10 protein-coding genes are annotated in these 13695 nt (G+C 72.2%); 3 read left to right on the top strand and 7 right to left on the bottom strand.

Annotated elements, in window-relative coordinates; all coding sequences use genetic code 11:
• Nucleotides 1-33: 33 nt before the first annotated feature.
• The gene (locus STRNI_RS32545; protein WP_277412512.1) at nt 34-1431 is read right to left on the bottom strand and encodes an aldehyde dehydrogenase family protein; all 1398 of its coding nucleotides are present in this window, start codon (nt 1429-1431) and stop codon (nt 34-36) included.
• Between the two features lie 341 nt (nt 1432-1772).
• Between STRNI_RS32545 and STRNI_RS32540 the strand changes: the two genes are divergently transcribed.
• Nucleotides 1773-2345 carry a hypothetical protein gene (locus STRNI_RS32540; protein ID WP_159490107.1) on the top strand — a complete coding sequence of 191 codons (573 nt, stop codon included), beginning with the start codon at nt 1773-1775 and terminating at the stop codon, nt 2343-2345.
• A 72-nt stretch (nt 2346-2417) separates the two neighbouring features.
• Here the strand turns inward: STRNI_RS32540 and STRNI_RS32535 are convergent, their stop codons facing one another.
• The 5 genes from STRNI_RS32535 to STRNI_RS32515 all read right to left on the bottom strand — a co-directional run bounded on the left by STRNI_RS32535 (nt 2418) and on the right by STRNI_RS32515 (nt 9409).
• The gene (locus STRNI_RS32535; RefSeq protein ID WP_277412511.1) at nt 2418-3314 is read right to left on the bottom strand and encodes an NAD(P)-dependent oxidoreductase; all 897 of its coding nucleotides are present in this window, start codon (nt 3312-3314) and stop codon (nt 2418-2420) included.
• Nucleotides 3315-3411: 97 nt separating this feature from the next.
• On the bottom strand, nt 3412-4785 hold the full coding sequence (locus STRNI_RS32530; RefSeq protein ID WP_277412510.1) for an MFS transporter: 1374 nt from the start codon (nt 4783-4785) through the stop codon (nt 3412-3414).
• Nucleotides 4786-6249 carry a CitMHS family transporter gene (locus STRNI_RS32525; RefSeq protein WP_277412509.1) on the bottom strand — a complete coding sequence of 488 codons (1464 nt, stop codon included), beginning with the start codon at nt 6247-6249 and terminating at the stop codon, nt 4786-4788. It abuts the gene before it with no gap.
• A 134-nt stretch (nt 6250-6383) separates the two neighbouring features.
• Nucleotides 6384-8609 (bottom strand): molybdopterin-dependent oxidoreductase, encoded by a 2226-nt coding sequence (locus tag STRNI_RS32520; RefSeq protein ID WP_277412508.1) that lies wholly within the window; start codon nt 8607-8609, stop codon nt 6384-6386.
• Between the two features lie 143 nt (nt 8610-8752).
• Nucleotides 8753-9409 (bottom strand): TetR/AcrR family transcriptional regulator, encoded by a 657-nt coding sequence (locus STRNI_RS32515; RefSeq protein WP_159490117.1) that lies wholly within the window; start codon nt 9407-9409, stop codon nt 8753-8755.
• Between the two features lie 138 nt (nt 9410-9547).
• Here STRNI_RS32515 and hmgA point away from each other — a divergent pair, with 138 nt between their 5' ends.
• Entirely contained in the window at nt 9548-10873 is a 1326-nt protein-coding gene (gene hmgA, locus STRNI_RS32510; protein ID WP_277412507.1) for a homogentisate 1,2-dioxygenase, read from the top strand.
• Between the two features lie 16 nt (nt 10874-10889).
• On the top strand, nt 10890-11636 hold the full coding sequence (locus STRNI_RS32505; protein ID WP_018087871.1) for a GntR family transcriptional regulator: 747 nt from the start codon (nt 10890-10892) through the stop codon (nt 11634-11636).
• A gap of 621 nt (nt 11637-12257) precedes the next feature.
• Here the strand turns inward: STRNI_RS32505 and STRNI_RS32500 are convergent.
• Nucleotides 12258-13649: an MFS transporter gene (locus tag STRNI_RS32500; protein WP_274734721.1), complete on the bottom strand. Its 1392-nt coding sequence runs from the start codon at nt 13647-13649 to the stop codon at nt 12258-12260.
• Nucleotides 13650-13695 lie beyond the last annotated feature (46 nt).

Genomic DNA, 13695 nt, shown 5'->3' with positions numbered 1-13695 from the left:
GGGGGACGCTGTGGCCCCCGCCGCCCGGCCGGATCAGAACTGCAGCGACTTGGTCTGCAGATATTCGGTCAGGCCGTGCGGGCCCAGCTCCCGGCCGACGCCGGACTGCTTGTAACCGCCGAACGGGGCAAGGGGGTTGAAGCGGCCGCCGTTGATGTCGACCTGCCCGGTGTGCAGGCGCCGGGCGAAGGCGACCGCCGTGGCCTCGTCGCCCGCCCAGACCGCACCGGCCAGCCCGTAGATCGTGTCGTTGGCGATCCGGGCCGCGTCGTCCTCGTCCTCGTACTTCAGGATCGACAGGACCGGGCCGAAGATCTCCTCCTGGGCGATGGTCATCTCCGGGGTGACGTCCGCGAAGACGGTCGGTGCGACGTAGTAGCCCGTCCCGGGGACGGCCGCCTCCGGGCCGCCCGCCACGACCCGCGCGCCCTCGGCGATGCCCTGCGCGACATAGCCGCGCACCCGGTCCCGTTGGGCGGCGTTGACCAGCGGACCGGTCCTCTCGCCGGGTACGTACTTCGCGGCGGCCGCCGTCGCCAGCTCCACCGCCTCGGCGTAGTGGTCCCGGTGGACCAGCATCCGGGTCCAGGCGCTGCAGGTCTGGCCGGAGTTGGCCATGACGTTCGCGACGCCGACCGCGACGGCCTTGGGCAGGTCGGCGCCGGGCAGGATGACATTGGCGGACTTGCCGCCCAGCTCCAGCGCGACCCTCTTGACCGCGCCGCCCGCGAGGGCACCGATCCGCCTGCCGACGGCCGTCGAGCCGGTGAAGGAGACCAGATCGACCCCGTCGTGCTCGGCGAGCGCCTGTCCGGCGACCGGGCCGAGGCCGGTGACGAGATTGAAGACACCCGCGGGTATCCCGGCCGCATCGACGCACTCGGCGAACAGCTGGGCGACCAGCGGGGTGTCCTCGGCGGGCTTGAGCACCACCGTGCAGCCGGCCGCGAGCGCCGGGGCGACCTTGGCGACGATCTGGTGGAGCGGGTAGTTCCACGGCGTGATCGCGCCGACCACGCCGAGCGGTTCGTGCAGCACGGTGGAGTTGCCGAGCGTCTCCTCGAAGGAGTACGTACGGGCCAGTTCGGCGTACGAGCCGCAGACCGCGACCGGCACTCCGGCGTGCACCGCCGTACTGAAGGCGAGCGGCGAGCCGAGCTCGGCGGTGACGGTCGCGGCCACCTCCTCGGCCCGGGCGGCCAGCTGGTCGCGCAGTGCGGCCAGCCGGTCCGCCCGCTCCCCCGGCGGGGTGGCCGCCCAGCCCGGCAGGGCGGCGCGGGCGGCCCGTACGGCGGCGTCCACGTCCTGCGCGGAGCCGGCCGGGACGGCCGCGATCACCTGCTCATCGGCCGGGTTGACGACCTCGATCGTCCCGCCGCCCTCGGCGGGCCGCCAGCTTCCGTCGATGTACATCGCGTCGTGCTGCTTCACGTCGTGGTCCTCCCGCGCCGGCCGGTGGTCATCGCCCCTAAACTAGCGCCGGTAGTTTTGCGCCGCCAGGGACCCCGCCCCCTGAGGTGGGGTGACGGTGGCCACGAGAGGCCGACTGGGCGGTCGTGACCTCGCGGCATGTTCGCGGTCCAGGAGCCTGCACCAGCACACCGGCCCGCCGATCGACCGCCTGCCGGCATCGACTCCCCTCGCAAGTCCGAAAGCAAGCATTCCACATTGCGGAAAGATGTCGACGGGGCCACCATCGGGCAACTCGCACCGGAGGCGGGAGTGCTGTACGGGGCTCCCGCCTCCGGCAATCACCTATGCCTGAGGTTCACATGCATCTGTACCGCCTCGTCCCGCTCGGCGCCGCCCTCACCATTCTCCTTTCCGGGTGTGCCGTCGATGCGGGAAAAGAGCCCCCGGGTCAGGGCACCCCGTCGGTAAAGCCCCCGGAGACGCACGAAGAGCTGAAGACCTCAGCACCGGACAGCGGCAGACCATGGGAGTCCGACGACGCCATGCAACGCGCGGAACGGGCTCTGGACGCTCATGACGAGGACGGCAGCGATCCGCAACGCTCCGGGTCCGGGTCCGCACATATCGCGAGCGGAGTGAACAAGACATTCCAGGCACCGGGGAAGCGGTGGTACCGCCTCGACATCACCTGCGACGCAAGGGGCGTTGAGGAACTCACCCTCACACTGACGCGTGGCGATGCGGAACAGGCCTACGGAATCGGCTGCGGGGACCGTGAGGCCGATCAGTTCAACATCCCCCCGGGCGCCCCCTTCACGGCCCGTGTCGACACGGTGCGGAGCGGCACCGGCCTCGTCCTGTGGCGCCTGAACACCATCGCTCCCGACGACGTGGACGGATGTGATGACGACATCGACGGCTGCGGCGGCTGAACCATGAACGCCCCGTGATCTTCTGCGGGCGGCCCCGCTCCGCATACTTCGACGCCCGACGAGGCCCCGCCCTCACCCCTTGGCGGACGGCTTGCGCATTTCCTCGATGATGCTGAGGAATCCCGCCTTGCCGTGGCCCGCGGCGATGGTCCGGTCGGCGAGGCCCTTGACGGCGGCGAGCACATCGGTGTTGATCCCGCGGTCCACGGAGGCCTCGATGATGTGCGCCATGCCCGCTGCCTCCATGACGATGTTGTCCTGGTCGCCCCGGAGGACCCCGCGGTCCAGATCCTGCGCCATGCCCGCGGCGAGGGGCGGCAGGATGTCGGCGATCGCCCCCGTGAAGGGGACGAACTCCTCGGCCGGGACGCTCTCGGCGCCGGCCAGTGCGAAGGCGTGCACCAGGCCCGCCATCGCGGAGTAGAAGAAGGCGAGCAGGGCGAGGTCGTACACGGCGGCCATGGCGTGGTCGTCGCCGAGGTACGCCGCCCGGCCGCCCAGCACCTTCAGCGTCTCCTTGTACGTCTCGAAGGCCTGCCGGGAGCCGCTGTAGAGGAGGGTCGCGCCGGGCTGCCCGACGTCCGTCGTCGGCACCATGACCGAGCCGTCGAGGTAGTCGATGCCGTGCCCGGCGGCCCAGGCGGCGGCGGAGCGGGCGCGCTCCGGGGTGTCGGACGTCAGGTTGACCAGGACCCGGCCGGACAGCCGGGGACCGGCCGGCTCCAGGATCTCGTGGGCCGCGGCGTAGTCCACCACGCACACGATCACCAGCGGACTGGCGGCCACCGCCTCGGCCACCGTGTCCGCGCGGACCGCGCCGCGCGCCACCAGATCCTCGGCCTTGCCCGGCGTACGGTTCCACACCGTCGTGGGGTGCCCGGCCCCGACGAAGGCGCCGGCCAGTGCGCTGCCCATGGCGCCGAGGCCGAGCACGGTCACCGGGGTGCGGGGGTCGTGGGCGTTGCTCATGGTGTGCTCCTCACCTGCGGTGCGGGCCCGGCCCGATGCCGGACCCGCTGTGCACACCACCCTGCCGAGCTGCGCTTATGGTTCCCTTCGGGTCTGCTTACGGTCCCTTCGGGCGGGCTTGCGGACGGGCTTGCGGGCCGCCGGTGCCGTGGCCCACCCGCCCTTGCCCGGCCTCCTCTTCCGGGGCCGGCGCGGCCTCGCCCTCCGCGGCCGGCCCGGTCACCTTCACCGCCGGCGCGGGCCCCCCGCCCGCGCCGGGTGTGGTGCCGCCGCCCCGCTCCGGGCCCGTACGGGCGGCCAACGCGGCGGAGGCCAGCAGCAGCGCGCCGAGCAGGACGAAGGGCGCGGCGGTGCCCGCGACCCCGGCGAGCAGTCCGGCGCCGGCCGGGGCGGCGACCTGGCCGAGGCGGTTGCCGGTGAGGCGGAGCGCCAGCGCCGTACTGCGGGCCCGTTCGGGGGCGGCCTGCACGACCGTCGTCATCGACAGCGGCTGGCCGACGCCGAGACAGAAGCCGAGGGCGAGCAGCATCGCGGCCAGCGCCCACACCGGCACCGGCAGCACCAGACCGCCGCACAGCACACCGGCCAGCGCGCAGCTGACCACCATCAGCGCGGTGCGCCCCAGCCACCGGATCATCGGCGTCATCACCAGCCGGCAGGCGATGGTGGCCGCGGCCCGCAGGCTGAGCAGCAGACCGATGGTGGTGGGGGCGATGGCGCGGTCCTCGCCGATGACGGGGAGGTAGGCGGTGAGGATGTCGGTGGCCGAGAGCACGGCCAGGCTCATGAAGATGCCGGCCGGTACGCCCCGGGTCCGCAGGATGCCGCGGACCGGGACCGGCGGTCCGGCCGCCACGGCCGGGGCGCCGGACGGGGCGGTGCGGGCGCGCTGTTCGAGGCGCCAGAGCGAGGCGTAGGAGACGGCGGCGACGGCGCCGGAGACCAGCAGGGCGGTGGCGCTCGTCGGGGCCATCCGGCCGTCGTGCTCGGAGATGACGAGCCCGGCGGCGGCCGGGCCGATGAGCTGGCCGAGGGAGGCGCCGATGGTGAAGTGGCCGAAGTTGCGGTCGCGTTCCTCGGGGGCGCTGCGCCGGGCGACGATCGACTGGGCTCCGATGACGAAGCAGAGGTGCCCCAGGCCCATCACCCCGCTCCAGGCGGCCATCGCGGGCAGCGATCCGGCCAGGCCGCTGAGCGCGCAGCCGCCGCTGATCAGCGCCACCCCGGTCACCAGCAGCGGGGCACAGCGGCCGTGGTCGGTGCGGCGGCCGAGCGGGACGGCGACGAGCAGCGGCAGCAGGGCGTAGACGGCGGTGATCACGCCGATGGCGCTTTCGTCGGCGCCCAGGGCGAGGGCCCGGTAGGAGACGGCCGGCCTGGCCATGCTCACCGCTCCTTGCGCGAAGGAGAAGGTGAGGACCAGACGCAGCAGCCATCCCCTGCCGGGCCTCCGGGTGTCGGTGCCGGTCATCTAGATGATGCCGAAGAGCACACCGGCGCACAGGACCACAAGGGAGGTCAGCGCGGCCCATTTGACGGTGAATTTGGTGTGGTCGCCGAACTCGACCTTGGCCATCCCGACGAGGACGTAGACGGCGGGGACGAGCGGGCTGGACATGTGCAGGGCCTGGCCGACGAGGGAGGCGCGGGCGATCTCGATGGGAGCGACGCCGTGGGCGGCACCGGCCTCGGCGAGGATCGGCACGATGCCGAAGTAGAAGCCGTCGTTGGACATGAAGTAGGTCAGCGGGATGCTGAGGACTCCGGTGACGATGCCCATGTGCGGGCCGAGCGCGTCGGGGACGCCGCTGACCAGCCAGCGGGCCATGTGCTCGACCATGCCGGTGCCGGTGAGCACCCCGGTGAAGACGGCGGCGGCGAAGACCATGCCGGAGACGTTGAGCACGTTCTCGGCGTGCGCGGCGACGCGGGCCTTCTGGTCCTTCATGTGCGGGAAGTTGACGGTGAGCGCGAGGGCGGCGCCGATCAGGAAGAGCACCGGGATCGGCAGCGTCTGCATGATCAGCAGGGTGAGCAGCGCGAGGGTGAGCGCGGCGTTGAACCAGTAGAGCTTGGGGCGCAGGGTGGCGCGCTGCGGGTCCAGGACCTGGAGGCCGTCGTCCTCGTCGGCCTGATCTCCGGAGCCGGCGGCCGGCGCGTCGTCGGCGCCGGTGTCTGCACCGCCGGTGGTGCGCCGCGTACCGGCCGGGGTGCCGCCGGTGGCTCCGGTGCCCGCGCCGACCAGAACCTGCTCGGCCTCCTTCTCGGGCACGGTCCCGGTCACCGGCCGGGTGTCGCCGAGGGTGTCGTCGAGGGTCAGCACACCGAGCCGCTTGCGCTCGCGCCGGCCGAGGACGTACGCGAGGGCGAAGACCGCGACCAGGCCGACGGCCAGGGCGGGAATCATCGGGACGAAGATGTCGCCGGCGTCGAGCTTGAGCGCGGTGGCGGCACGGGCGGTCGGGCCGCCCCACGGGAGGGTGTTCATCACGCCGTTGGCGGTGGCGGCGACACCGGTCATCACCACGAGGCTCATCTTCAGCCGCTTGTAGAGCGGGTAGAGCGCCGAGACGGTGATCATGAAGGTGGTGGAGCCGTCACCATCGAGCGAGACGATCGCGGCGAGCAGCGCCGTACCGACCACCACCCGCACCGGGTCGGCCTTGCAGAACTTGAGGATGCCGCGAACGATCGGGTCGAAGAGACCGACGTCGATCATCACCCCGAAGTAGATGATGGCGAACATCAGCATCGCGGCAGTGGGGGCCAGGTCACCGATGCCCTTGAGGACATAGTCGCCCAGGTGCGCGCCCTGTCCGACCAGGACGCAGAACAGCGCTGGGATCAGCACAAGCGCTGCCATCGGTGACATCTTCTTCATCATGATCAGCACCAGGAAGGCGGCGATCATGACAAATCCGAGGATTGTCAGCATTGGGAGTTACCTCACGTTCGCCCTTGAACATCTGCCGGGGGTGGCGGTTCAGGCGACGTTAGGTCCCGCAAAGTTTTGTTAACAAGGCCTTGACGCGCGAGCAATACGAGCAAAACCCCAGGTCAATAGGGATGTCACCGGACGGGCGTGAGCACAACCGGCAGACCGTTGAGCACCGCGGTGCCCGAGAGCGGGTCCAGCAGCCGTCCCGAGTTCAGCTGGTTGACATTGACGCCGGGGTCGGCGGCGGCGACCGCCAGCCGGGTGCCGGGCCGGTCGTGGCCCCAGCCGTGCGGCAGGCTCACCACCCCGCGGCGCACGGCCTCGGTGATCTCCACCGGCACCTCCAGCGCACCGCCGTCCCCCGTCAGCCGCGCCAGACCGCCGTCGGTGAGCTCCAGCCGCGCCGCGTCGTCGGGGTGCACCTGGACCGTGCAGCGGTTGCTGCCGCCGGTCAGCGCCGGGACGTTGTGCAGCCAGCTGTTGTTGGAGCGCAGATGGCGGCGGCCGATGAGCAGCACACCGTCGGGGCTTTCGGTGAGCCGGCCGCGCAGCCGGGCCGCTTCGGCGGCGATCGGCCCGGGGCACAGTTCCACGGCACCGCTGCGCGTCCTGAGCACACCGGGCACCCGGGGCGCGAGCGGGCCGAGGTCGATGCCGTGCGGGTGCGCCAGCAGCCGGTCGAGGGTCAGCCCGCCGGGGTCGGCGCCGAAGCCCTCGCCGTACGGGCCGAGCCGCAGCATCATGTCCAGCCGCCGTTCGGCGCCGGTCAGTCCGGTCAACTCCTGTGCGAGTGCGGCTGGTTGGCGCCCGTACACGGGAGAGTGCGGATCGCTCACGGCCTTGCCGAGCGCCGTGTCGATCACCATGGTGTCCACCAGGCCGGGGTCCGCGCCGTCCTGGCCGCCGGCGCACAGGATCAGCCGGGCGTGGATCTCGCACTCGTCGGGCCGCCCGTCGGCGAGCGGGAGCACCGGCCGGGTATAGCGGGCCTGGTTGCGCACGGCCAGGGCGTTGAAGGCGTAGTCGAAGTGCGGGCTGCGGGAGGGCGGGGGCGGCGGCAGCACGACATCGGCGTGCCGCGAGGTCTCGTTGAGGTACGGGTCGACGCTCACCATGAAGTCGAGCGAGGCGAGCGCGGCGTCGAGACGGTCGCCGTCCGGGACGGAGAGGACCGGGTTGGCGGCGATGACGAGGGCGGCCCGGACGCGGCCCTCGCCGGGGGTGTCGATCTCCTCGGCCAGCGCGACGATGGGCAGTTCGGACTTGGCCTCGGGGTGGCCGGAGACCCGGCTGTGCCAGCGGCCCAGGGCGAATCCGCGGCCGGGCCCGGCCGGGCGGGGTGCCGGACCGGTCGCGGAGAGCGGGAACATCAGGCCGCCGGGGCGGTCGAAGTTCCCGGTGAGGACGGCGAGTAGGTCCACGAGCCAGCTGGTGAGGGTGCCGAACTCGACGGTGGTGGAGCCGATCCGGCCGTACACCGCGGCGGTCTCCGCGGCGGCCAGCTCGCGGGCCAGCCGCCGGATCCGCTCGGCGGGTATGTCGCACAGCGGGGCGACCGCCTCGGGCGGGAAGTCCGCCGCCAGCCGCTCGACCTCATCGAGCCGGCCGAGGTGCTCCGCCCGCTCTCCCAGGTCCACCAGACCCTCCGCGAAGAGGACATGGACCATCGCGAAGAGCAGCAGGGCGTCGGTGCCGGGCCGGACCGCGAGATGCTCGTCGGCCAGCTTGGCCGTACGGGTACGCCGCGGGTCGATGACGGTCAGCCGTCCGCCGCGGCGGCGCAGCGCCCTGATCCGGCCCGGGAAGTCGGGGGCGGTGCACAGACTCCCGTTGGAGTCCAGCGGGTTGGCGCCGATGACCAGCAGGTGATCGGTGCGGTCCAGGTCGGGTACGGGGATCGCCAGCGGGTCACCGTAGAGCAGCCCGCTGGAGACGTGCTTGGGCATCTGGTCGACGGTGGAGGCGGTGAAGACACTGCGGGAGCGGAGGCCGGCGAGCAGCACGGGCGGGTAGAGGGCGCCGGCGACGGTGTGCACATTGGGGTTGCCGAGCACCACGGCGACGGAATCGGGACCGTGCGCCTCGATGACCGGGCGCAGTCCGGCCTGAACGGCGGCGAACGCCTCGTCCCAGGTGGCCTCCGTCAGCTGTCCGTCGCGCCGCACCAGGGGCCGGCCGAGCCGGTCGGGGTCGGCGTCCACCTCCGGGAAGGCGGCGCCCTTGGGGCAGAGGAAGCCCCGGCTGAAGATGTCGTCGCGGTCACCGCGGGCCGCGGTCACCCGGTCGCCGTCCACGGTGAGGGTCAGCCCGCAGGTGGCCTCGCAGAGCGGGCAGATGCGCAGAGCGGTACGGGTCATCGGTCCCTCCCGGGGACGGTGCCGGTGGCGGTGGCGGCAGGCTGCGTACCGTTCCGACCATACCGACCGGTTGGCATGAGGGAAGCCCCACGGCGGAAATCCGCCGGGCGAACGGCCGGACCGTCGCCGCCCGCCCCCCGCTCTCACCCCTCCCCGGCGTCCGCCCCGTCCAGATAGCGCGCCAGATAGGACCGCAGCAGCAGCTTGGTCTCCGTGACGAGGGCCGGATCGCCGTCCGGGTCCGTACGGAAGGCGAGCTGGAGCAGCGCATCGGCCGTCTCGACGCCCACCAGGAAGGCGGTGCGCAGCCGCTCGTCGGCGGCGTCCAGTCCGAGCGGGCCGGCAAAGAGGGCCAGCAGCCGGTCGGCGACCTCGTAATTGGCCTGCCGGGTGGCGCTCGGGGCGGGGACGGTGAACTCCACCAGGGCGAAGCCCGGCACCGTCCGCTTCATGGCGAGGTATTCGTCGACCACCACATCCATCGCGTGGCGCCACGGGAGCGGGGTGTGCGCCGGGGCGGTCAGCCGGGCGGTGATGCGGTCCGCATAGGCGTCGAGATTGCGCCGGGCGAGAGCCTCGGCCATGGCGCGCTTGTTGGGGAAGAAGCGGTAGACGGAGCCGATCGGGACCCCGGCCCGGCCGGCCACGGCGCGGGTGCTCAGGTCCTCGTACCCGGTCTCCTCCAGCACCTCGGCGCAGGCGTCGAGGATTCTGGCCAGCCGCTGGGCGCTGCGCTGCTGGACGGGCGCACGGCGCAGGGACGCGGGTGGCAGGGCGGGGCGGGGGGTCGGCTGCTGCACCCGACCATCCTGCCCGCCGCCGGGGCGGGCGTGCACGAGCGCAGCGATCCGGCCGACGCGGCCGGGACTCTCCGTTGACGCCTCCCCACCGCAATCCTAAGGTCTTGCATAGGATTCCTTGAGCGGCGGGAGCACGCGATGACAGGCACGGGCAACGAGCAGGCGAGGAAGACGGCGGAAGGGCTGGCGTACCTCACCGGCTTCGGCAACGAGCACAGCTCGGAGGCCGTCCCGGGCGCGCTGCCGGTGGGCCGCAACTCCCCCCAGCGGGCGCCGCTCGGCCTGTATGCCGAGCAGCTCAGCGGGTCGGCCTTCACCGAACCCCGCAGCCACAACCTGCGCTCCTGGCTCTACCGCATCCGCCCGTCGGCCGCCCATCCGCCGTTCGTCCGCGCCGAGCAGCACGCGGTCCGCTCGGCGCCGTTCACCGACTGCGCCCCCGACCCCAACCGGCTGCGCTGGAACCCGCTGCCCGAGCCCGCCGGCCCGGCCGACTTCCTGGACGGCCTGTGGACCCTGGGCGGCAACGGCGACGCCACCCAGCGCACCGGTATGGCCGTCCACCTCTACTACGCCAACACCTCCATGGACCGGCGGGTGTTCGGCAACGCGGACGGCGAGCTGCTGATCGTGCCGGAGCAGGGCGGGCTGCTGCTGCGCACCGAACTCGGCCTGCTGCACGCCGCGCCGGGCGAAGTGGCGCTGATCCCGCGTGGTGTCCGCTTCCGCGTCGAACTGCTGGATCCCACCGCCCGCGGCTATGTCTGTGAGAACTACGGCCGGCCCTTCCAGCTCCCCGACCTCGGCCCGATCGGCGCCAACGGCCTGGCCAACCCCCGTGACTTCCGCGCCCCCGTCGCCGCCTACGAGGACGTCGAGGGCCCCGTCGAGGTCGTCAACAAGTTCTGCGGCAACCTCTGGACGGCCACCTACGACCACTCCCCCCTGGATGTCGTCGCCTGGCACGGCAACCACGTCCCGTACGTCTACGACCTGCGCCGCTTCAATGTCATCGGCTCGATCAGCTACGACCACCCCGACCCGTCGATCTTCACCGTCCTCACCTCCCCCTCCGACACCCCGGGCCTGGCGGGCGTGGACTTCGTGGCCTTCGCGCCCCGCTGGCTGGTCGGCGAGGACACCTTCCGGCCGCCCTACTTCCACCGCAATGTGATGACCGAGTACATGGGCCTGATCGAAGGCGCCTACGACGCCAAGGCGGAGGGCTTCGTCCCGGGCGGCGGCTCGCTGCACAACATGATGTCGGCGCACGGGCCGGACCGGGAGACCTTCGACCGGGCGAGCGCCGCCGAGCTGCGGCCGCAGAAGATCGACGACGGGCTGGCCTTCATGTTCGAGACCCGCTGGCCGCTGACCCTGACCGAGCAGGCCCGGGACGCCGGCCATCTGCAGCGCGGATATGACGACGTATGGCAGGGTCTCCAGCGCCACTTCCGCCCGTGACACCGGGGAACGCCTCGTGACCACCTTCGCTCCCGACTCGCTCGCCCTGAACCGCAAGCTGCCGCTCTGGTATCAGGTCTCGCAGTCGTTGCGCGCCTCCATACTGGGCCGCTCCCCGGAGGCGCCGCTGCGGCTGCCCACCGAGGACGCGCTCGCCGCGCACTACGGCGTGAGCGTGCTGACCATGCGCCAGGCCCTCAAGGAGCTGGAGACGGAGGGCCTGATCAGCCGGCACCGGCGCCGTGGCACCTTCATCGAGCCGAGCGCCCAGCGCGGTGCGCCGGTCCGGCTGCTGGGTTCCGTGGACGCGATCGTGGCCCAGCAGTCCGGGATGAGCACCGAGCTGCTGGAGCACGGCCGCACCGCGGTTCCACCCGAACTGTCCGAGTACTTCCCGGATCTGGCGGAGGTGACCGGCTTCCGCCGGCTGCGTAGCGACGAGGAGACCGGCGAGCCCACCAACCACGCATACAACTACGTACACCCCGAGGTCGCCGCGGCGATCGATCCGGCGGATCTGCTGCGCTGGCCGATGACGAAGGTCCTGCGGGACGCGGTCGGCGTACGGATCAGCCGGATCACCGACACCGTCGAGGCGCGGCTGGCCGACCCGGAAACCGCCCGGCTCCTCCAGATCCCACTGCTCAGCCCGATCCTCCACTACACGGGCGTCACCTACGACGAGGACGGCCGCGCGGTGGATGTCGCGCGGATCCACTACCGGGGCGACTGTTTCTCGTTCACGGTCACGATGGACGCCTGACCTCCCACGTTTTCGGCTGTCCCTCCGTGGGACTTCCCGCCGTCACGGGTCCGCTGCGCGGGGCTTGGGCGCGGGTGATGCTTGGGGGTGCCCCTCCGTTGCGGGTCCGCTGCGCGGGGCGTGGGCGCGGGTGATGCTTGCGGGTGCCTCGCCGTGGCGCCTGCGGCGGGCGGGTGGTTGTCGGGTGCGGTGGCGGGCCTCCGGGGCCTGGTGTGTGGACTGCTTCGCTTTACGTCCACACACCAGGCCCCTCCGGCCCGTCCCCTCCCGTTGGGGGAGTAGTGGCGGTGGGTGGGGGCGGGCGTCCGTAGGTGGTTCACTGCGTTCGACGAGCCGCACCGGACCACCGGCGGGCACTCCCACCAACCGTTTTTCCATCCCCCAACGGGAGGGGACGGGCCGGAGCGGGTGGGGGTGTCCGGACGTAAAGCGAAGCAGTCCGGACACCCCCACCCGCGCAGGCCCGTCACCGCACCCCGACAGCCCCGCGCAGCGGACCCCGCCCGCCGCAGGCGCAACGGCGAGGAACGCACAAGCATCAGCCGATGCCCACGCCCCGCGCAGCGGACCCGCAACGGCGAGAAGCCACCACGGCGGGAAAGCCGAAAACGTGGGAAGGCCTCAGATCCGCTCGAGGCTCCGCCCAGTACTACGCGGCCCCAGGAGCGCCACGTCCAGGCACAGCAGCAGCATCAGCAGCGCCGAGCCAGTGAAGACCGCGGCCGCCCCGAGGCTCGTCAGGGCGCTCAGCGCGACGAACGGCAGGACGACCGAGGTGAGGCGGGACAGCGAGTAGGCGATGCCGATGGCGCTGCTGCGCAGACCGGTCGGGAAGAGCTCGGTCTGGTAGACGTGGAAGGCGTTGGAGAAGACATTGCTGCACACCGTCAGCAGGAAGCCGAAGGTGACGATGGCCCAGGTGGCGGTGGCGAAGCCGAAGGCCAGGCCGCAGCCGGCGATGCCCAGCGCCGAGGCGATGATCAGTGTCCGGCGCTCGATCCGGTCGATGAGCGGGATGGACAGCGCGGAGCCGATCGGATAGCCGCAGAAGCTCAACGCCGCGTACAGCAGCGACTCGGTGACGGTGTGGCCCTTCGCCGTGAGCACGACCGGCGCCAGCGACCCGAAGCCGTAGTAGCCGACGGTCTGCAGCACCTGGAAGATCCACCACATGACGGTCCGCCGCCGCTGCTCGCCCCGGAACATCTCCGCCAGCGGCACCTTCCGCTCCGGTACGGTCTCCGCTTCCGGCACGGACGGCAGGCTGCCGCCGCGCTCCCGGACCACTCGCTCCTCCAGCCCGGCCACGATCCGCTCGGCCTCCTCGCCGCGCCCGTGCACCGTCAACCACCTCGGTGATTCCGGGAGTTGGCGCCGCATCAGCTGGAGGAACGCGGCGCCCAGCGCCCCGGCAACCAGCAGCCAGCGCCAGCCTTCGATGCCGAACAGCTGATGCGCGGCCACCAGCCGGGCACCGAGCAGCGCGGCGACCGGAACCCCGACGAAGCCGAGGGTGTACGCCCAGGCGATATAGCGGCCGCGCACCGCCCGGGGCAGGAACTCCGCGAGATAGGTGTCCACCAGCACGAGTTCGGCGCCGAGCCCCAGGCCGGACAGAAAGCGGAGCACCAGGAGCCAGGACAGGTCCGGGGCGGCGGCGCACAGCAGCGAGAAGAACGCATACGCCCCCAGGTTGACCAGGAACATCCGGCGCCGCCCGAAACGGTCGGCGAGCACCGACAGCACATTCGCCCCGACGAACATCCCGAGGAAGCCGGCGGCGATCACCCAGGACTTCGCGGTGTGCCCGAGGTGCCACTGTTCGGCGAGGGCCGCGGCCAGCACCCCGCCGAGGAAGATCTCGTAGAGGTCGAAGAAGGCGCCGATGCCGACGATGAGGGTGATCCGGCGGTGCCACCGGGACGGCGGCAGCCGGTCCAGCCGTGCCGCGGCCCGGGCACCGATCGGGGTTCCCCCGCGCCGTTCCGGCGTGGAGGAGGTGGTGTCCGTCATGACGGTCCTCCCCTGAGCAGGTCCCGGCGCGCGCGGGACGGAGCCG

The organism is Streptomyces nigrescens (genome assembly GCF_027626975.1).
GTDB classification, from domain to species: domain Bacteria; phylum Actinomycetota; class Actinomycetes; order Streptomycetales; family Streptomycetaceae; genus Streptomyces; species Streptomyces nigrescens.
Note: the sequence above shows the minus strand (reverse complement) of the source record. Positions and strands in the feature narration are given on the sequence as shown.

Excerpts from the sequence above, each read along its gene's own strand:
- STRNI_RS32530 (WP_277412510.1), bottom strand. The coding sequence starts at position 4,785 with ATGACCGGCACCGACACCCGGAGGCCCGGCAGGGGATGGCTGCTGCGT.
- STRNI_RS32500 (WP_274734721.1), bottom strand. The coding sequence starts at position 13,649 with ATGACGGACACCACCTCCTCCACGCCGGAACGGCGCGGGGGAACCCCG.
- STRNI_RS32520 (WP_277412508.1), bottom strand. The coding sequence starts at position 8,609 with ATGACCCGTACCGCTCTGCGCATCTGCCCGCTCTGCGAGGCCACCTGC.
- STRNI_RS32525 (WP_277412509.1), bottom strand. The coding sequence starts at position 6,249 with ATGCTGACAATCCTCGGATTTGTCATGATCGCCGCCTTCCTGGTGCTG.
- STRNI_RS32540 (WP_159490107.1), top strand. The coding sequence starts at position 1,773 with ATGCATCTGTACCGCCTCGTCCCGCTCGGCGCCGCCCTCACCATTCTC.
- STRNI_RS32535 (WP_277412511.1), bottom strand. The coding sequence starts at position 3,314 with ATGAGCAACGCCCACGACCCCCGCACCCCGGTGACCGTGCTCGGCCTC.
- hmgA (WP_277412507.1), top strand. The coding sequence starts at position 9,548 with ATGACAGGCACGGGCAACGAGCAGGCGAGGAAGACGGCGGAAGGGCTG.